The 18,796-nt window shown below is 63.9% G+C and carries 18 protein-coding genes; 7 read left to right on the top strand and 11 right to left on the bottom strand.

Annotation, left to right across the window (positions count from 1 at the left end):
* Nucleotides 1-9: 9 nt before the first annotated feature.
* A complete protein-coding gene (locus tag GA0061099_RS17120; RefSeq protein WP_036022948.1) occupies nucleotides 10-804 on the bottom strand; it encodes an enoyl-CoA hydratase/isomerase family protein in 795 nt (264 codons plus the stop codon).
* Nucleotides 805-921: 117 nt separating this feature from the next.
* Between GA0061099_RS17120 and GA0061099_RS17115 the strand changes: the two genes are divergently transcribed.
* Both GA0061099_RS17115 and GA0061099_RS17110 read left to right on the top strand, forming a co-directional pair.
* A complete protein-coding gene (locus GA0061099_RS17115; protein WP_036022947.1) occupies nucleotides 922-1,587 on the top strand; it encodes a GntR family transcriptional regulator in 666 nt (221 codons plus the stop codon).
* Between the two features lie 218 nt (nucleotides 1,588-1,805).
* Nucleotides 1,806-2,777: an MBL fold metallo-hydrolase gene (locus GA0061099_RS17110; RefSeq protein ID WP_036022946.1), complete on the top strand. Its 972-nt coding sequence runs from the start codon at nucleotides 1,806-1,808 to the stop codon at nucleotides 2,775-2,777.
* Nucleotides 2,778-2,839: 62 nt separating this feature from the next.
* On the opposite strand, the gene GA0061099_RS17105 is transcribed toward GA0061099_RS17110, so the two are convergent.
* Complete coding sequence (locus GA0061099_RS17105; protein WP_036022945.1) at nucleotides 2,840-3,349, bottom strand: DUF4269 domain-containing protein; 510 nt, start codon at nucleotides 3,347-3,349, stop codon at nucleotides 2,840-2,842.
* Between the two features lie 23 nt (nucleotides 3,350-3,372).
* On the bottom strand, nucleotides 3,373-4,101 hold the full coding sequence (locus GA0061099_RS17100) for a haloacid dehalogenase type II (RefSeq protein ID WP_036022944.1): 729 nt from the start codon (nucleotides 4,099-4,101) through the stop codon (nucleotides 3,373-3,375).
* A gap of 337 nt (nucleotides 4,102-4,438) precedes the next feature.
* On the opposite strand from GA0061099_RS17100, the gene GA0061099_RS17095 reads away from it, so the two are divergent.
* On the top strand, nucleotides 4,439-5,461 hold the full coding sequence (locus GA0061099_RS17095; RefSeq protein WP_225149562.1) for a hypothetical protein: 1,023 nt from the start codon (nucleotides 4,439-4,441) through the stop codon (nucleotides 5,459-5,461).
* 64 nt (nucleotides 5,462-5,525) lie between these two features.
* Here GA0061099_RS17095 and glpX read toward each other — a convergent pair whose 3' ends face one another.
* The 5 genes from glpX to GA0061099_RS40055 form a co-directional block, all read right to left on the bottom strand.
* Entirely contained in the window at nucleotides 5,526-6,527 is a 1,002-nt protein-coding gene (glpX, locus tag GA0061099_RS17090; RefSeq protein ID WP_036022942.1) for a class II fructose-bisphosphatase, read from the bottom strand.
* A 144-nt stretch (nucleotides 6,528-6,671) separates the two neighbouring features.
* A complete protein-coding gene (locus GA0061099_RS17085) occupies nucleotides 6,672-7,988 on the bottom strand; it encodes a homoserine dehydrogenase (protein WP_036022941.1) in 1,317 nt (438 codons plus the stop codon).
* Nucleotides 7,989-8,016: 28 nt separating this feature from the next.
* A complete protein-coding gene (locus GA0061099_RS17080; protein WP_035999902.1) occupies nucleotides 8,017-9,237 on the bottom strand; it encodes an LL-diaminopimelate aminotransferase in 1,221 nt (406 codons plus the stop codon).
* A gap of 228 nt (nucleotides 9,238-9,465) precedes the next feature.
* Entirely contained in the window at nucleotides 9,466-9,741 is a 276-nt protein-coding gene (locus GA0061099_RS17075) for a hypothetical protein (protein ID WP_036022940.1), read from the bottom strand.
* A gap of 12 nt (nucleotides 9,742-9,753) precedes the next feature.
* A complete protein-coding gene (locus GA0061099_RS40055; protein WP_141697621.1) occupies nucleotides 9,754-9,996 on the bottom strand; it encodes a hypothetical protein in 243 nt (80 codons plus the stop codon).
* Between GA0061099_RS40055 and GA0061099_RS17070 the strand changes: the two genes are divergently transcribed.
* Together GA0061099_RS17070 and GA0061099_RS17065 are read left to right on the top strand one after the other, a co-directional pair.
* Nucleotides 9,995-11,803: a PHA/PHB synthase family protein gene (locus GA0061099_RS17070; protein ID WP_036022939.1), complete on the top strand. Its 1,809-nt coding sequence runs from the start codon at nucleotides 9,995-9,997 to the stop codon at nucleotides 11,801-11,803. The two genes, GA0061099_RS40055 and GA0061099_RS17070, sit on opposite strands and share 2 nt — an antisense overlap.
* 121 nt (nucleotides 11,804-11,924) lie before the next feature.
* Complete coding sequence (locus GA0061099_RS17065; RefSeq protein WP_035999918.1) at nucleotides 11,925-12,323, top strand: MAPEG family protein; 399 nt, start codon at nucleotides 11,925-11,927, stop codon at nucleotides 12,321-12,323.
* 116 nt (nucleotides 12,324-12,439) lie between these two features.
* On the opposite strand, the gene argC is transcribed toward GA0061099_RS17065, so the two are convergent.
* Nucleotides 12,440-13,423, bottom strand: coding sequence for an N-acetyl-gamma-glutamyl-phosphate reductase (argC, locus tag GA0061099_RS17060; RefSeq protein ID WP_036022938.1), 984 nt, complete (start codon nucleotides 13,421-13,423; stop codon nucleotides 12,440-12,442).
* Nucleotides 13,420-14,085 carry an FMN-binding negative transcriptional regulator gene (locus GA0061099_RS17055; RefSeq protein ID WP_036022937.1) on the bottom strand — a complete coding sequence of 222 codons (666 nt, stop codon included), beginning with the start codon at nucleotides 14,083-14,085 and terminating at the stop codon, nucleotides 13,420-13,422. The genes argC and GA0061099_RS17055 overlap by 4 nt, the downstream gene beginning before the upstream one ends.
* A 391-nt stretch (nucleotides 14,086-14,476) precedes the next feature.
* Between GA0061099_RS17055 and GA0061099_RS17050 the strand changes: the two genes are divergently transcribed.
* Nucleotides 14,477-15,472, top strand: coding sequence for an MBL fold metallo-hydrolase (locus GA0061099_RS17050; protein WP_035999929.1), 996 nt, complete (start codon nucleotides 14,477-14,479; stop codon nucleotides 15,470-15,472).
* A 53-nt stretch (nucleotides 15,473-15,525) separates the two neighbouring features.
* Here GA0061099_RS17050 and GA0061099_RS17045 read toward each other — a convergent pair whose 3' ends face one another.
* Nucleotides 15,526-16,056 carry a DedA family protein gene (locus GA0061099_RS17045; protein ID WP_035999932.1) on the bottom strand — a complete coding sequence of 177 codons (531 nt, stop codon included), beginning with the start codon at nucleotides 16,054-16,056 and terminating at the stop codon, nucleotides 15,526-15,528.
* A gap of 274 nt (nucleotides 16,057-16,330) precedes the next feature.
* On the opposite strand from GA0061099_RS17045, the gene parE reads away from it, so the two are divergent.
* Nucleotides 16,331-18,373 (top strand): DNA topoisomerase IV subunit B, encoded by a 2,043-nt coding sequence (gene parE / locus GA0061099_RS17040; protein ID WP_035999934.1) that lies wholly within the window; start codon nucleotides 16,331-16,333, stop codon nucleotides 18,371-18,373.
* The last annotated feature ends 423 nt before the right edge of the window (nucleotides 18,374-18,796 follow it).

Genomic DNA, 18,796 nt, shown 5'->3' with positions numbered 1-18,796 from the left:
CGGCTCGTCCTATTGGCCGCGCCATTGCGGCGCGCGCTTGTTGAGGAAAGCATCGAGCCCTTCGCGAAAATCCTGGCTCGTGTAGCACATCAGGATGAGGTCTTCGCCCTCGTCCTGCGTCAACCGGCGCTGCAGACGGCTGACAGCCTGCTTGGTCGCATTCAGCGTCAACGGCGCATGGCTCGCGACGAGCCGGGCCACCTCGTCTGCACGTCGTTCAAGGGCGGCAAGATCGTCGACGACCTCGCCGAGCAGCCCGACGCTTGCGGCCTCCCCGGCATCGACGAGGCGTGCGGTGAAGATGAGATCCTTGACGCGCGCGGCGCCGATCAGTGCGGTGAGACGGCTGACATTGGACATCGACAGGCAATTGCCGAGCGTCCTGGCGATGGGGAATCCGATCTTCGCAGCTTTTGTGCCGATGCGGAGGTCGCAGGCCGCGGCAATGCCGGCCCCGCCGCCGGTACAGAACCCGTTGATCGCCGCGATCGTGGGGACCCGGCATTGCTCGAGTGTGGTCAGCACCCGGTCGATGCGGTTCTCGTAGTCGACGGCGTCCTGCGGCGTCCTGAATTCGCGAAACTGATTGATGTCGGTGCCCGAGGCGAAGGCCTTGTCGCCGGCCCCCCGCAGCACCAGCACCTTGATGTCATGGTCGCGATTGGCCTCCTCGCAGATCGCGGCGAGCCGCTCGTACATGGCGAACGTGAAGGCATTGCGGGCCTGCGGACGGTTGAAGGTGATCCGCCCGATGCCGCCGTCGCGCTCGAACACGAGGTCTTCTGCCGCCACTTGCAGGTCCATTTCCTCATACCTTTCTGTTTTTTACATTTTTGAATGCAAAACTCTGAATTTTCAAGCTGGAACTTGGCCATATGGGCGTATAAGTTCATTTTTGCATTCAAAACAGAGCTCAGAGCCATGCTTCACGACGAGGTCGTCAACCGCATCCGCGCCATCCTGCTCGACGGCGAAATCCCGCCGGGCGCGCGGATTCCCGAGCGCGAGCTGTGCGAGCGGCTCGAGATTTCGCGGACGCCGCTGCGCGAGGCGCTCAAGGTGCTGGCGGCGGAAGGGCTCGTGCAGCTGCTGCCGCATCGCGGCTCGCGGGCAGCAAAGCTGACCGACAAGGACATGCGCGACCTGTTCGAGGTCTGCCAGGGCTTGGAGGCTCTCGCGGGCGAACTCGCCTGCGAGCGCATCAGCGACGCCGAGATCGATGCGATCGCCGCCGCACATGCGGACATGGTGCAGCATTATCGCGAGCGCGACCTGATCCAGTACTACCGTGGCAATCGCGCCATTCACGAAGCCATCGTGACCGCAGCGGGAAATCCTGTGCTCGCCGGGCTTTACGCCTCGGTGACCGCGCGCATCCGGCGCGCGCGCTATGTCACGCCGATGACGGCGCAGCGCTGGGCGCTCGCCGTGAAGGAGCACGAGGCAATCCTGAACGCGCTTCAGCGCCGCGACGGTGTCGGGCTCGCCCACATCCTGCGTGCGCATCTGCGTCACAAGCGCGAAGAGGTGCTGCAGGCGGGCTTTGCCGAGACGGAAGGCAATGACGTCACGTTGAGAATTGCGTAACGCGCAATTCCGCGCCTTGGCGCAGCCTGCCTTTGGACGTCGCTTTCGCGCTCCGGCTATCGTTCTCGTTCAGCGTGCCGTACCGGGTAATTCCACTTGCTAGCTTGTCGCAACCGGCGCAGCATGCTTTCCGCCGCCCTCCGGCCACGTGGCCGATCGGGCGGCCGCTTACCGCGCCAACGATTGCGCAAAACAAAAGACGAAAGCGGAGGAAAAGAATGACACTCGATGTCTCGCGTCGGTCCCTACTCGCACTTGGGGCCGGTCTCGGCGCCAGCGCCATGCTCGGCAGCAGCGCGATGGCGCGGGCGCCCAAGCTCGGCACTCAGACGCCCTACTGGCACCGCTTCATTCTCGGCGATGCCGAGGTGACCGTCGTATCCGACGGACCGCTTCCGCTCGGCGATCCCTCCGGGACCTTCACCGGCGTTCCCAAGGAAGAGGTCAAGAAGATGCTGGCCGACAATTTCCTGTCGCCGGACAATGTCGTGCTCGAACAGAACTCTCCGATCGTGAACACCGGTGACAAGCTCATCCTGTTCGACACGGGCATGGGCTCATCGAAGATGTTCGGCGCCAGCACCGGACGGCAGCAGAAGAGCATGACGGAGGCCGGCATCAAGCCGGGCGACATCGATGCCGTCGTATGCTCGCATGCCCATATCGATCATATCGGCGGCATCGTCGACGAGGGCGGCAAGCCGCTGTTCCCCAACGCGCAAGTCTACATTGCCCAGAGCGATTTCGACTTCTGGACCGACGAAGGCAAGCTCGGCAGCGCGGCCAAGGATTTCGTCATCCACGCCCGCAAGAACCTGCTGCCGGTCCGGGATCGGATCAAATTCTTCAAGGATGGCGAGGAATTCCTGCCCGGCGTGCAGGCGATCGCGGCCCCCGGCCACACCGTCGGCCACACCATCTTCATGGTGACGTCGGCCGGCAAGTCGTTCGCCTTCCTCGGCGATCTCTCGCACCATTCGGTGCTGCTGCTGGAGAAGCCACGGATGGAGTTCTCCTACGATTCCGACCCGAAGCAGGCGGCGGAGTCGCGCGTCAAGCTGCTGACGATGCTGGCGGCGAACAAGATCCCGGTGATGTCCTATCACTTCGCCTGGCCAGGCTATGGCCATGTCGCCAAAGCCGGAGATGGTTTCCGCTACTATCCGGAGCCGATGAAGATGACGTTGTAGCCGTCAGTTCAGATCCGGGCGGCGCGAGCCGCCCGGATCTGTGCGGTCCCACGCGGCGAACCTTACAGGCACTCCAGGCGGGCCCGCAGCTGGGCGTCGCTCTCACGGCCCAATGCAAGCAATGCGGAATACGGGTCCCCGGCAATGCCGAGCGCGGCGGCAAACGCGGGCTCGGTCTTCATCCCGCGCGCCCTATGGTCGGCCACGGCTTTGCGCAGACGCCCGTCGTCGAGCGCGAGCAATCTCCGCTCGATTTCGAAGTGCAGCCAGCCTTCCTGCTGATCGACCGGCTTGGGATCGCCGAACAGCTCGAACGGCCAGCCGTCCCACTCGAAGCGGGCGACCACCGGCCGCCGGCTGGAGCACCATTGGTAGAGCGCAAACCCGCCACAGGCGCGGTACCGGCGCCAGATCACTTCGGCGAAAGCCACCGCGTCCAGAACATGGCAGACGACATCGATGTCGCTCAATGGCGTCGCAAGCCCCAAAGGCAGCGTCCCGACCACGCGTGGATCGAACTCCCGCAGCTCGTCGAGCAATCCCGAACTGCCGATCGCACTTTCGTAGTCCATTGATCGCCGCTGCGCCGCGAATGTCAGCAGCCGAGCTGATCGGCGATGCCGCCAAAATCCTTCGCGACGATGTCCCACTTGCCGGTTGCTTCGAAATCGACCTTCTGAAGCGGGCCGTATTCGGTCGGTCGCGCCACGAAGGCGGTCTTCAATCCGTTCTTCTGGGCGGCAGCGAGATCGCCATTGTGGGCCGCGACCATCATCACCTCTTCCGGCTTGAGGCAGAGCAGCTTTGCTGCGCCGAGATAGGTTTCCGGATCGGGCTTGTAGTGCTCGAACAGCTCGGCCGACATGATGAGGTCCCACGGCAGGCCGGCGAACTTCGCCATGTTGGTGAGCAGCGCGACGTTGCCGTTCGAGAGCGGCGAGATCACGAACTTTGATTTCAGCCGCATCAAGCCGGCGACGCTGTCGGGCCAGGGATGCAGGCGGTGCCAGCCTTTGGTGAGGTAGTCGAGATCGGCCTCGGTGAGGCCCCTGATCGCGAATTGATCGACCAGCTGCTCCAGCGAGCGGCGATGCAGATCGTCGAGCATGACGTAGCCGCGCTCGGGATGTTGGCGCACGTCGTCCATCGAGGCCATGTACATGCCGCGCCAGCCGTCGACCAGCGCGGTCCAATCGGCGGTGATGCCGCGCTGCTTGCTCCACCACATGAAGTCGGTAATCAGGCTGGTGCGCCAGTCCACGACTGTGCCGAACACGTCGAAGACGAGGGCTTTGACGGCGGAGAGATTGGATGGTGTGGTCATGCTTCGCTCCGCTGATTTTGTTTTGGCCCGGCTAGCCGGCCGAGATCGAGGGCTTTAAAGCATGATCCGTTCCATGCAACAATAGCGCTAGTTCGGCGCATCAAGCACGTGAGGGACGAGTTTGGTCGCCTACCTCAACTCGTCGGGGTGAAGCGCACCGGCCATGACAACCGTCTCTGTCGCATACATATTGCTCGAGGATGCCCGCCTCCCGGACGAGGAGGCTTTGATCCAGTTCTTACGCGTTCGTCATGCCGACATACGCTGGAACCGTAGCACCTTCGCACCGAGCGACGGTGCTGACGGTCCCCTGTTCATCCGCGCAGGAGATCATCTCATGACGATCCTCCTGATGCCTGCGCCGATACCTTTCGATCAGCAATTGTGGGAGCGGGCTTCCTGGCTGTGGCCGGAAGCTTTCCACGCCGCTCGACGCCATCGTGCGCACCTCGTGGTCGCGCCGATGGGCTCTGCCGAAGGCAATACGGAAACGAAAGCGCTGGATTTTGCCGAGAATACGTACCTCACGACCGCCTTTGTGGGTGCCGTGGTTGCGGCACTGCCTAATGTTGTCGCCGTCATCTGGGACGGAAAAATCGGCCGTTCCCCCGAGATGTGGCTGGAGCAGTCAAGCCGCGCGTTCGAGGCGTATCCAGATCAGCCGTTCGGATTGTGGATGGACATCGTCCCCTTCCGTTCCGGCAAGACCCTGGGAGCTTATACGCTCGGATTGTCCGCGTTCGCTGGACGAGAGATCGAGTTTGAGGTGGACGGGCTTGACGAACGCACCGTCACCGGCCGGGTTGCCCAGCTCTCGGCATTTCTCATCGATGCCGACCCCGACGCGAGCTTCAAGAACGGTGAGGTGTTCAAACCGGACTCCGAGATCGACCATCGCGTTGCTGTGCTCCATCGCAAGTCGCGCTTCAACCTTGGGCCGGTCATCTCCTTCTCATCTCTTGATGATCGATCGGGGAGAATCAGGACCTATCCGATCATTCCTCCTTCCATCGCCGGAAATCATCCTCTGCTGATCATGCTGGCAAAGGTTGGGCATTTCGATCCGGCGCATCCAAGAAACAAAATCGGTCTCAAGCCTGATCACTACGTCTCCGAAGTACGCCTGGAGAGCTTCGATGAAGGCCTCGCGCAGGCGCTGTCCCGTATGATTGCAACTGACACCTATGCCGAGGCCGACATAAACGCGCGCAGCGCGCTCGCGCGCGGAGACATGGCGACCGCGAAGTCCATTCTTCAGCCCTGGGCCGATGAGGTTGGGCAGCTCCAGGGGGCCGTCATGCTGGCTCTGATGTTGCGCGACCTGCACATGTTCGCCCCGGCACCGCATCGCAGCCCATAGCAGACAGACGACGGATCCGTCTGCGACCAAAGCGCCGAGCAATCGCGCGCGGATGACCGCGGCCTCAATCCAGATGGAACTTTGCCAGCTCGCGATGCTCGGCCTTGATGTAGCGCACGGTGCCGGTGACGGAGCGCATCACCACCGTCTCGGTCTCGATCACACCGTCCTTGCGGAACTTGACGCCTGAGAGCAGCGAGCCCGTGGTGACGCCGGTGGCGGCGAACAGGCAGTCGCCGCGTGCCATGTCCTCGATGCCGTAGATCATCTTGGGATCGTTGACGCCCATCTTGGCGGCGCGCTCGCGCTTCTCCTCGGAATCGAGGATGAGGCGGCACTGCATCTGGCCGCCGATGCAGCGCAGCGCCACGGCGGCGAGCACGCCTTCCGGTGCACCGCCGGTGCCGAGATACATGTCGACGCCGGTGTTGTCGGGGTCGGCGCAATGGATGACGCCGGCAACGTCGCCGTCGGTGATCAGGCGTACGGCCGCACCGGTCGAGCGCACGCTCGAAATGATGTCGGCATGGCGCGGACGGTCGAGCACGAGAACGGTGATGCCCTCGGGCTTCACGCCCTTGGCCTTGGCGAGGCGGCGGACATTGTCGGCCGGCGAGGCATCGAGATCGACGACGCCCTTGTCGTAGCCGGGGCCGATCGCGAGCTTCTGCATGTAGACGTCGGGGGCGTGCAGCAGCGTGCCGCCGTCAGCCATCGCCATGGTGGCGATCGAGCCCGGCATGTTCTTGGCGCACAGCGTGGTGCCTTCGAGCGGGTCGACCGCGATATCGACCTCGGGACCTGCCTTGAGGCCGACCTGCTCGCCGATATAAAGCATCGGCGCCTCGTCGCGTTCGCCCTCGCCGATCACGATGGTGCCCTGGATCGGCAGCTTGTTGAGCTCGCGCCTCATGGCGTCGACGGCGGCCTGGTCGGCCGCCTTCTCGTTGCCGTGGCCGCGCAACCGCGCCGACGACACCGCCGCCCGCTCCGTCACCCGCACGATCTCCAGCGTGAGAATGCGCTCGAGCAAGGCGTGCGGGGGGACTTCAATATGGGTCGACATCGGCTTACTCCTTCGAAACGTTTGGGACGGAAATCTCCGTCCACATCAACTCACAACGCCCGGTGTTCGTTCGAACGAACGACCGCCTTATGGCTTGAGCATGACCTTTCCGGAAAACCGCTCAGACTTTTCCGAGGTCATGCTCTAGTTCTTCTCGATCCGGATCACCTGCGGCCGTCCGCTGATCACCTTGTCCTTCTGCACGGCGGCGAGCGCACGGCGCACGGCATCCTCGTGCGTGGCATAGGTGATCAGGATGACGGGCACCGGAACAGCCTTGCCGTCAGTGGGCGCAGCGCCGCCATTGGGATGACGCTGCACGATCGACTCGATCGAGATCTTCTGCTCGGCAAGCCGCGTCGCGATCGCGGCCGCAGTGCCGGGGAAATCGCGTGCGAGCAGGCGGATGTAATAGCCGCCCTCGTGACGCTCCATCGGCGCCTTCTTGGTGTCGCGCAGCTGCCCGATGGGCCGGCCGAACGGATTGGCGCGGATGCCGCGCGCGACGTCGGCGATGTCGGCGACGACGGCGGATGCGGTCGCGGCACCGCCCGCGCCGGGGCCGACCAGCGTGATCGGCGGAATGCCTTCGCCATCGATCGTGACCGCATTGGTGACGCCCATCACCTGCGCGATCGAGGAGGATTTCGGCACCATGGTCGGGTGCACGCGCTGCTCGATGCCCTTGGCGGTGCGAACGGCAACACCGAGCAGTTTGAGCCGATAACCGAGATCGTCGGCGGCGCGAAGATCTTCCGGCGCGATGGATGAGATGCCTTCGACATACACCGCACTTTGAGCAACTTTCGTGCCGAAAGCGAGGCTGGCGAGAATGGCGAGCTTCTGCGCGGTGTCGTGGCCGTCGACGTCGAAGGACGGATTGGCCTCGGCATAGCCGAGCCGCTGGGCATCCTTGAGGCATTCGGCGAAGGACAGGCCCTCCTGCTCCATCCGGGTCAGGATGTAATTGCAGGTGCCGTTGAGGATGCCGTAGACGCGGTTGACGCCGGTTCCGGCAAGCCCTTCGCGCAACGTCTTGATGACGGGGATCGCGGCGCCGACCGCTGCCTCGAAATTCAGCGCACCGCCGTGCTTTTCAGCCGCCTTGGCCAGCTTGAGGCCGTGCTTGGCGAGCAGCGCTTTGTTGGCTGTGACGACCGACTTGCCGGCACCGAGCGCAGCGTCCACCGCCGACAGCGCGGGATCGCCGGCGCCGCCCATCAGCTCGACGAAGCAATCGACCTCCGGATGCGTGGCGAGCGCGATCGGGTCCTTCGCCCAATCGAAGCCGCGCAGGTCGATGCCGCGTTTCTTCGCCTTCGAACGCGCTGTGACCGCAACCACGCGGATGCCCCGGCCGCTGCGCCCTGCGAGCACGCGCGCCTGTGTTTCGATCAAGCGGATAACCTCGGCACCCACGGTGCCGAGCCCCGCTATGCCCACTTTCAGCGGTGCGACCATGATACTTCAGAAAACCTGCAGAAGAGAATTACCGCCGATTGGCGAGAGGAACCACGTTGTGCAACGTTTCGATGCCGCTTTCAAGGAAGCGGCGGACGCCGCGCGCGGCCTGCCTGATCCGTTGCTCGTTTTCCACCATGGCGATGCGGACATATCCTTCACCATGCTCGCCGAAGCCGACGCCGGGCGAGACCGCGACGCCGGATTTCTCCACCAACAGGGTCGCGAACTGCATGCTGCCGACGCTGCGGAAGGCTTCCGGCAGCGGCACCCAGGCGAACATCGAGGCCTCCGGCGCCGGGATTTCCCACCCCGCCCGGCCGAACGATTCCACCAGCGCGTCGCGGCGCTTGCGGTAGGTGTCGCGCATCTCCTTGATGCAATCGTCGGGGCCGTTCAGCGCGGCGGTCGCCGCGACCTGCACCGGCGTGAACGCGCCGTAATCGAGATAGGATTTGACGCGGGCGAGCGCGGCGATCACGCGCTCATTGCCGACTGCAAAGCCCATGCGCCAGCCGGCCATCGAATAGGTCTTCGACATCGAGGTGAACTCGACGGTGCAGTCCATCGCGCCCGGCACCTCCAGCACCGAGGGCGGCGGGTTGCTCTCGTCGAAATAGACCTCGGCATAAGCGAGATCGGACAGGATCAGGATCTCGTGCTTCTTCGCGAAGGCGACGAGGTCCTTGTAGAAGTCGAGGCTCGCGACATAGGCGGTCGGGTTCGAGGGATAGCAGACGACGAGCGCGAGCGGCTTGGGGATCGAATGCACGATCGCCCGCTCCGCCGCCTCGAAGAATTGCGGCGTCGGCTCCGAAGGCACCGAGCGGATGACGCCGCCCGCCATCAAGAAACCGAAGGCGTGAATCGGGTAGCTCGGGTTCGGACAGAGGATGACGTCGCCCGGCGCGGTGATCGCCTGCGCCACATTGGCGAAACCTTCCTTCGAACCCAGCGTCGCCACGACCTGGGTGTCGGGGTTCAGCTTCACGCCGAAGCGGCGGGCGTAATAGGCCGCCTGGGCCCGGCGCAGCCCGGGGATGCCGCGCGAGGCCGAGTAGCGGTCGGTGCGCGGCTTGCCGAGCGTCTCCTTCAGCTTGTCCAGCACATGCGCCGGCGCCGGCAGGTCCGGATTGCCCATGCCGAGGTCGATGATGTCGGCGCCGGCATTGCGCGCAGCCGCCTTGGCCCGGTTGACCTGCTCGAACACGTAAGGCGGAAGGCGGCGAATGCGGTAAAATTCTTCCATGGCTCTCTGGGCTCCGGGCAACCGGTCAGGACAGAATCGACAGGCCGCGAGGGCCGGCACGAAAGCACTCAGGCTCCATCGCGAAAATTACTCAAAATCAAATACTTAGAGCAATCGTCGGCAACGAAGATTGAAGTCGTTCGCCCTGACTCCAGGCTGAACCGAGGTCTTTTAGCACGGCAAAGCGGAGGCGCCAGCGATTACCTTGCCGGTCTCGCGGCCACGGGCCTATTTGGCGTCCTTGGCGGCAGCGGCCTGGCGATCGCGCGCGGCGGCGAGCTCGGCCTCGATCTTGGCGCGCTGCTCCAGCGGGATGATCGCCTGATCGCGATCCGGGGGCAGATCGTGCACGGGCAGATAGCTCCCGGGCTCCCTGGTACGCGGCGGCGCATCCGCGGGCGCCAGATCCGCGAGTTGACTCGAACACCCGCCCAGGGCGAGCGCCGCCATCAGCACCGCGCCGCAGATCGGCAGCGTCTTTTGCAGGTCCCATAACGCCAACACTTGGGAAATCCCCTACTCGTCCCAAAGCACGGCCCGGGCAAGCTTACCCAAGACCGTGCCCAAGCTCAAACCATTGCTGCCCAAAATGGTTAGAGCAAGAAAACAGCCGATGCCCAACAAACCGAGCCGTGCGGCCCGATTGTGACGGAACCAAGAAGATTTGTCGCAGTGCAACACATCTTCGAGAGCGTTTAACGTCAAACCTGCGAGCTTCGCGGTGACGAATACGGAATGAATCGTTACTGTTCTGCCCATGAGTATGGCCACGACCGATACGCCGAAACCCGAGACGAAGTTCGACGCCGAAGCCTTTGCGATGAACGTCGCGCGGGCGATGGAGAGCGGCGGCAAGGCGCTCGCCGCCTATCTCAAGCCGCGCGAGAGCGGCGAAGTGCAGGACCGCCCGCCGGCCGAGCTTGCCGAGGTCGTCAAGACGTTCACGTCGGTCGCCGAATATTGGCTGTCGGACACGTCCCGCTCGTCCGATCTCCAGACCAAGCTTGCCAAGGACTATCTCGACCTGTGGGGCTCGGCGGTGCGTCGCATGGCCGGTCAGGACGCCGAGCCCGCGATCGCCCCCTCGCCCCGCGACAAGCGCTTTGCCGATCCGGAATGGAAGTCGAACCAGTTCTTCGACTTCGTCATGCAGCTCTATCTGCTCACGACCAAATGGGCGCAGGAGCTGGTGCGCGACGCCGAAGGGCTCGATCCGCACACGCGCCGCAAGGCCGAGTTCTACGTCCAGCAGGTCACCAACGCGCTCTCGCCGTCGAACTTCGTGCTGACCAACCCCGAAGTGCTGCGCGAGACGGTGGCGTCCAGCGGCGAGAACCTCGCGCGCGGCCTGAAGATGCTGGCCGAGGACATCGCCGCCGGCAAGGGCATGCTGAAGATCCGCCAGTCCAATCCGGACAATCTCGTCGTCGGCGTCAACATGGCGACGACGCCGGGCAAGGTGATCTACCAGAACGAGATGATGCAGCTGATCCAGTATTCGCCGACGACGGAGAAGGTGCTGCGCACCCCGCTCCTGATCGTGCCGCCCTGGATCAACAAGTTCTACATCCTCGATCTGAAGCCGGAGAAATCCTACATCAAGTGGTGCGTCGACCAGGGCATCACCGTCTTCGTGATCTCATGGGTCAATCCCGACAAGCGGCTCGGCAACAAGGGCTGGGAAGACTACATGAAGGAAGGCCCGCTCACGGCGATGGACGTGATCGAGAAGATCACCGGCGAGATGAAGGTGCACACCGCCGGCTATTGCGTCGGCGGCACGATGCTCGCGACCACGCTGGCCTGGCTCGCCGAGAAGCGCCGCCAGCGCGTGTCGTCCGCGACGTTCTTCGCGGCCCAGGTCGACTTCACTCATGCCGGCGATCTGCTCGTGTTCGTCGACGAGGAGCAGATCGCCGCGATCGAGCAGGACATGAAGACTGCCGGCGTGCTCGAAGGCTCGAAGATGGCCATGGCCTTCAACATGCTGCGCTCCAACGACCTGATCTGGTCCTACGTGGTCAGCAACTATCTGAAAGGCCAGCAGCCGAGCGCGTTCGACCTGTTGCATTGGAACTCCGATGCGACACGGATGACCCAGGCCAACCATTCCTATTACCTGCGCAATTGCTACCTGGAGAACCGGCTCTCCACCGGCACGATGGCGCTCGACAACACCCTGCTCGATCTCTCCAAGGTGAAGGTGCCGGTCTACAATCTCGCCACCCGCGAGGACCACATCGCGCCCGCAGAATCGGTGCTCTACGGCTCGCAGTTCTTCGGCGGCCCCGTGAAATACGTGCTGTCCGGCTCGGGCCACATCGCGGGCGTGGTCAATCCGCCTGCCGCGAACAAGTACCAGTATTGGACCAACGACAACATCAAGAACGTCAGCGTCGCGCAGTGGATGAAGGGCGCCACCGAGCACAAGGGCTCGTGGTGGCCGGACTGGCGGGAGTGGCTGGGCGAGCTCGACCCCGAGGAAGTCCCGGCGCGCGCGGTCGGCAGCGACGCATTCCCGCCGATCGAGGACGCGCCCGGCAGCTATGTCAGAGTTCGCGCGTAGCGGAATGCGGCGCGCTTTCGTATAGACTAATTGTTTGAGCATGATCTTTTCGGAAAACCGCTACTCACTTTTCCGGATCATGCTCTATCCTCAATCCAGCGACGACACAGGGACCGGCACTATGACACGCGAATTGTTCTGGCTGACACTGACGGTGATCCTGACGGGAGTTCTGTGGGTTCCCTACATCATCAACCGCTGCCAGGTTCGCGGGCTGAGCGGCGCCATGGCCAACCCCTCGCGCGGCGACAAGCCCCAGGCGGAGTGGGCCAACCGGCTGATGTTCGCCCATGACAACGCGGTCGAGAACCTCGTCATCTTCGCCCCGCTGGTGCTGATCCTGAACGCGATCGACTATTCCACGAAATGGACGGTGCTCGCCTGCGCCGTCTATTTCTGGTCGCGCATCGCGCACATCATCGTCTATGCGCTCGGAATTCCGGTGTTCCGCACCCTCGCCTTCACCGTCGGCTTCTTCGCCCAGGCCGTGCTGGTGCTGGCGATCTTCAGGGTGGTTTGAAGCACTTTCCACGTCATTGCGAGGAGCCCTTGCGACGAAGCAATCCAGACTATTTCCGCGGTGGAAGCTCTGGATTGCTTCGCTTCGCTCGCAATGACGGAGGATAGAGGCCTGCCTCACTCCTCCGGCAGGCCGAGCATCAGCCGCATGTTCTGCACGGCTGCGCCGGATGCCCCCTTGCCGAGATTGTCGAGCCGGGCGACCAATAGCGCCTGGTGATATTTGTCGCTGGCGAAGACGTAGAGCTCGAGCATGTTGGTCTCGTTGAGCGCCTCCGGCTCGAGCCGGCCGCCCTTGCTCGCCTCGTTTTGCAGCGGCATCACCTTCACGTATTTCGAGCCGGCGTAACGTTTTGCCATCGCCGCCTGCAGGTCGGCGCCGCCGGGCTTGCCCGGCAGCGTGTCGAGCTGGAGCGGCACCGAGACCAGCATGCCCTGCCGGTAGTTGCCGACCGAGGGAATGAAGATCGGCCGCCGCGTCAGGTTCGAATAGAGCTGCATCTCCGGCAGATGCTTGTGCTCGAAGCCGAGGCCGTAGAGCTCGAAGGACGGGGCGCTGCCATCCTCGAAGCTTGCGATCATCGACTTGCCACCGCCGGAATAGCCGCTCACCGCGTTGACGGTGACGGGATAATCAGGCGGCAGCAGGCCGGCATCGACGATCGGCCGCAGCAGCGCGATCGCGCCGGTCGGATAGCAGCCGGGATTGGAGACCTTCTTCGCGGCCTTGATCTTGCCGGCCTGGTCCGGCGTCAGCTCCGCAAAGCCGTAAGCCCAGTCCGGCGCGACCCGGTAGGCGGTCGAGGCATCCAGCACCTTCGGCGCGTGAGCCCCCATGCCGTCGACCAGGGCAACGGTTTCCTTGGCGGCATCGTCGGGAAGGCAGAGGATGACGAGATCCACCTCCTCCATCAGCGCCTTCTTGGCCGCGGGATCCTTGCGCTTGTCGTCGGCAATGGTCTTCACCGCGACGTCGCTTTGGAGCTTCAGCCGCTCATTGATGCCGAGGCCGGTGGTACCGGAACCGCCATCGACGAAGACGGTGGCCGGCTTCTTTGCCGCGCTGGTGGCCGGAGCTTTGGTGGTGTCAGCGAGGCTCATGATGCGCTCCCTTCGAGCATGTTCGTGTCGTCTGCGAAAACCTGCGGCCTTGCCTGCCGCATCAATTGTGAGATCCGCTTGGCATCGGCATCGCCGCCGTCAAGCGCATTCGCGATCGCTGCATAATCGGCCTCCGACTTGTGCTGGTTCAGCTTGAAGCTGCCTTCGACCTCCTCAACGGTCATGACCAGCCCAACGATCCCTTTTTTCATCGTCTCCAGCCGACCCGCCGTCATCTTGGCCGACGTCCACGGCTTTTTCGGCAGCAGCCAGCTCTCGAACTTGGCGCTGAGCACCTCGAGCTGCAGCGCCAGCTCGTCATCCGACAACAGCCGAACCGGCCCGCTCAGATGCACCGACTGGTAGAGCCAGGTCGGAACCTGATCCGGCGAGACGTACCAGTCCGGCGATACATAGGCATCCGGGCCGTTGACCGCGAGCAGCCACGACGCCTCGCCGCCCGCCAGCTTTAGCAGCGGATTGTGACGGGCGAGATGAAAGGCAGCCTGCGGCGTGCCATCTGCGGCATAGGTCAAATAGAACGGCAACGGCGAGGCGATCGGCCGCTTGCCATCGAAGGCGCACATCGTGCCGAAGCCGCGCTCCTCGGCGAATTTCAGGCTCGCGGCGCGGTCCTGCTTGAAAAAGGGTGGCGTGTACATCGTGGTCTCCTGCTGGGCCTCCTCGGGGGACCGCCGGATCAGATCGCGCTGACAGGAGAGAGGATGCCGCGGATCGGGTCCAGCGGCAAAGACGATGATCTCAAACGCGATCGACCGCCCAAACCGCTAAGCTGCGGCGGCGGCGACGGGCGAACAGAATGGTCGCGGCGTTGATCATGGCGCGCGGCTATAATGCCCGCTGGTTCCATGGTCAAGAGCAAATCGGTTCAGTGGGACGGCAGGATGCCGCACGCGCGACGGCAGGACGCGCACAGATGTCATCGGCCCGCCGTGGAATTTCCACTAGAAGTAGGGGTTTTCGAGAACGACCGGCGGGACACAACCTCTTCGCCGGCCCCGAGCCGTTCGCACCCAGCCTCAGGACATCACCATGACCGAGATTACTCGTCGCGCAACGCTAGCCGGCGCCGCCGCATCGGCGCTCCTGCCTTTCGTGAAGATTTCGCCCGCGGGCGCCGCCGCGCCGCTGGCCGAGAAGCAGAATGCGAGCTTCTATCGCTACAATGTCGGCACCCACCAGGTCACGGTGGTCTGCGATGGCGTTGCGACCGTCAATCTGACCGACAATTACGCCGCCGGCGCCAGCAAGGATGACATCAACAAAGTGTTCGCCGAGCACCACCTGCCAGCCGACAAGGTCACCCACACCTTCAACCCGGTCGTGGTCAACACCGGACCGAAGCTCGTCGTCATCGATACCGGGCTCGGTCCCGACCAGTTCACGCAGTCGAAGGGCAAGGTCGGCCAATTCCAGAACAATCTCGCCGCCGCCGGTATCGATCGCGCGGCGGTCGATACTGTCATCATCTCCCATTTCCATGGCGACCACATCAACGGCCTGCTGGCGGCCGAGAACAAGCCCGCCTTCCCCAATGCCGAGATCATGGTTCCGGCGGTGGAATGGAAGTTTTGGATGGATGACGGCGAGATGAGCAAGGGGATGGGCAATCCGATCCTCGAGAACAATTTCAAGAACATCCGCCGCGTGTTCGATGCCCTGGGCCGCAAGGTCACGCAATATGAGGCCGGCAAGGAAGTCGCGCCCGGGATCACCTCGGTGGCGAGCCCCGGCCACACGCCGGGCCACAATTCCTTCATCGTCGCCTCCGGCGCCGAGAAGGTGCTGGTGCAGGTGGATATCACCGCGGGCGCAGCGTTCCTGTTCGTGAAGCATCCCGAATGGAACATCGCATCCGACGTCGACAAACCGCTGGCCCAGCAGACGCGCCGCAAGCTCTACGACATGGCGATTGCCGAGAAGATGCCGATCCAGGCCTTCCACGCCGCCTTCCCCGGTCTCGTCCGGGTCGAGAAGGACGGCTCCGGATATCGCTGGATCCCCGCGATCTGGAACGCATCGCTGTAGGCTTGCTTAGAAGGCTTGGCCTGACGCCCTGACCGGGCGGCCCCGTTGCCCGGTCAGATCACCCGCCAGATCCATTCCATGATCTTGGCGAGCACGTCGCCGAACAGCAGGAGCACGGCCGACCAGATCAGGGCCGAGACGAAATTGGCCGCCTGGAAGGTCCAATAGGGCATCTCGAAGATGCCGGCCGCGAGCGGCACCGAGGCGCGCAGGGGTCCGAAGAAGCGCCCGATGAAAATGCTGGGGACGCCCCAGCTGCGCACGAAAGCCTCGCCTCTGGGGAGCAGTCCCGGATAGCGCGAGAGCGGCCACATCTCGGCGACCTTCTCCTTGTAGCGGTAGCCGAACCAGTAGGAGACCCAGTCACCCAGCGCCGCGCCGAGGGCGCCGGCAATCCAGACCGGAAAAAAGTTGATGCCGCTGACCCCGATCAGCGCACCGATTGCCACCAGCGCGCCCCAGGCCGGGACCAGCAGCGAGATGAAGGCGAGCGACTCTCCGAAGGCCAGCACGAACACGATTGGCGCTGCCCAAGCCTGGTGAACGCGCACGAAGTCAGTGAGGGCGTGCGCAAACTGCTCCATCCAAAATAGCCTTCCCGCCCCGTCTCAAGGTGCTGCTCGATGAAAAGGACTGGTAAGCCAAGGACTTGTGTGACATCAAGTCACAAAACCCAGACATCACCAAGCCGGCACGTCAAATTGCCGGGAAATGGCGAGGCTGCGGCGTAAAATCGCCCGGATTCGCTCCCAACCCACAGCGCCCAGTCCGCCCTACGGTAACCTTTCCAAGTCAGAAGTGGCATAGTCGGCTTAACCGATTCGCCGCTTCTGCGGCCCTCAAAACCCATCAAGATATATGTCCAAGCAGTTGAAGCCAAAAGCAAAAGACGATTTCTTCGGCGGTGACGAGCCGAAGCCCCGCACAGCCGTCAAGGCGGCGCCGCGCAGTGGGGGGGAAGCCGATTACACGGCAGCCGACATCGAGGTGCTCGAGGGGCTGGAACCGGTGCGGCGCCGGCCCGGCATGTATATCGGCGGCACCGACGAGAAGGCGCTGCATCATCTGTTCGCCGAAGTCATCGACAACTCGATGGACGAGGCGTTGGCCGGGCATGCGACCTTCATCGGAGTCGAGCTGAGTGCGGACGGTTTCCTGACCGTCACCGACAACGGCCGCGGCATCCCCATCGATCCGCATCCGAAATTCCCGAAGAAGTCGGCGCTCGAAGTCATCATGTGCACGCTGCATTCGGGCGGCAAGTTCGACAGCAAGGTCTACGAGACCTCGGGCGGTCTGCACGGCGTCGGCATCTCCGTGGTGAACGCCCTCTCCTCGCGTCTCGAGGTCGAGGTCGCGCGCAGCCAGAAGCTCTACCGCATGACCTTCGAGCGCGGCCATCCCAAGGGCAAGCTCGAGGACCTCGGCAAGGTCAACAACCGCCGCGGCACGCGCGTGCGCTTCAAGCCCGACACCGACATCTTCGGGCAGAAGGCCGCGTTCAAGCCGCAGCGCCTGTTCAAGATGACGCGCTCGAAGGCCTACCTGTTCGGCGGCGTCGAAATCCGCTGGAACTGCGCGCCCGAGCTGCTCAAGGGCGTAGAGGACGTGCCGGCGGAAGCGACGTTCCACTTCCCGGGCGGCCTCAAGGACTATCTCGCTGCCGCGATCCACGCCGACACGCTGGTGCATCCGGACATCTTCTCCGGCAAGTCGGGACGCAACGGCGCGCACGGCGCCTGCGAATGGGCGGTGGCCTGGACCGCGGATGCCGACGGCTTCCTTTCCTCCTATACCAACACCGTGCCGACGCCCGACGGCGGCACCCACGAATCCGGCCTGCGCAGCGCGCTGCTGCGCGGCTTGAAGGATCACGCCGAGCGCGTCGGCCAGGGCAAGCGCGCCGCCTCCGTCACCTCGGAAGACGTGATGGTGGGCGCCGCCGTGATGCTTTCGGTGTTCGTGCGCGAGCCCGAATTCCAGGGCCAGACCAAGGATCGCCTCGCCACCGCCGAAGCGCAGCGCATCGTCGAGCAGGCGATGAAGGACCCGTTCGACCATTGGCTGTCGGGCAATCCGAACATGGCCAACCGGCTGCTCGACTTCGTCATCGACCGCGCCGAGGAGCGGCTGCGGCGGCGGCAGGAGAAGGAGACCGCACGCAAGACGGCCGGCAAGAAGCTGCGCCTGCCCGGCAAGCTCGCCGACTGCACCGATGCCGGCACCGAGGGCTCGGAGCTGTTCATCGTCGAGGGCGACTCGGCCGGCGGCAGCGCCAAGCAGGCGCGCGACCGCAAGACCCAGGCCGTGCTGCCGCTGCGCGGCAAGATCCTCAACGTCGCCTCCGCCGGCAAGGACAAGCTGACGGCGAATGCGCAGCTCTCCGACCTCGTGCAGGCGATCGGCTGCGGCACGCTCGCGCAATATCGCGAGGAGGATCTGCGCTATCAGCGCATCATCATCATGACCGACGCCGACGTCGACGGCGCCCACATCGCCTCGCTCCTGATCACCTTCTTCTATCGCCAGATGCCGCGGCTGATCGACGAAGGCCATCTCTTCCTCGCGGTGCCGCCGCTCTACAAGCTGACCCACGGCTCCAAGTCGGTCTACGCCCGCGACGACGCGCACAAGGAGGCGCTGCTCAAGAGCGCGTTCAACGCCAACGCCAAGGTCGAGGTGAACCGCTTCAAAGGGCTCGGCGAGATGATGCCGGCGCAGCTCAAGGAGACCACCATGGACCCGGCCAGGCGGACGCTGCTCAAGGTGGTGCTGCTGGCCGACGACCGCGACACCACGGCGGATTCGGTCGAGCGGCTGATGGGCACCAAGGCCGAGGCGCGCTTTGCCTTCATCTCGGACAAGGCCGAGTTTGCCAGCGACGAGCTGCTGGACGTTTGAGGCGGCAACCAAACCGGCTGCACGCCAACACAGCCCCGGCCCAAAGCCGGGGCTGTGTCTTTGGGGCAGCGGCCCCCGTTTCGGACCAGTTTGCCTTGTGTGCTGCCGGGATCTTCGTTGCTTTCCGGATTCGTCTCGCGGCGACTCGGCCAGCGACTCAGCGGATGCTGCGGCCGGGAGCAGGATTGCCTCCGTCCCGGACAAAACCGAATTTGCTAACGAACCTTACTCAAAATCGAGTCGCCAGAATTCGGTCAAGGCCTTGAAACATAACAATTTTTCTAGATCTTGGCGAGGCCGCCGCAAAATACCCGCGCACCGGCGTTTTCCGGCGACTGTGCCTGTCCGGCAACAGCATTTCGGCAAGAACCGTCTATAGTCCGGTCATCAGATGACACGGACTTCAGTGCGCTCGCGCCGACA

Origin of the sequence: Bradyrhizobium yuanmingense (genome assembly GCF_900094575.1) — a bacterium.
GTDB lineage: Bacteria > Pseudomonadota > Alphaproteobacteria > Rhizobiales > Xanthobacteraceae > Bradyrhizobium > Bradyrhizobium yuanmingense.
Note: the sequence above shows the minus strand (reverse complement) of the source record. Positions and strands in the feature narration are given on the sequence as shown.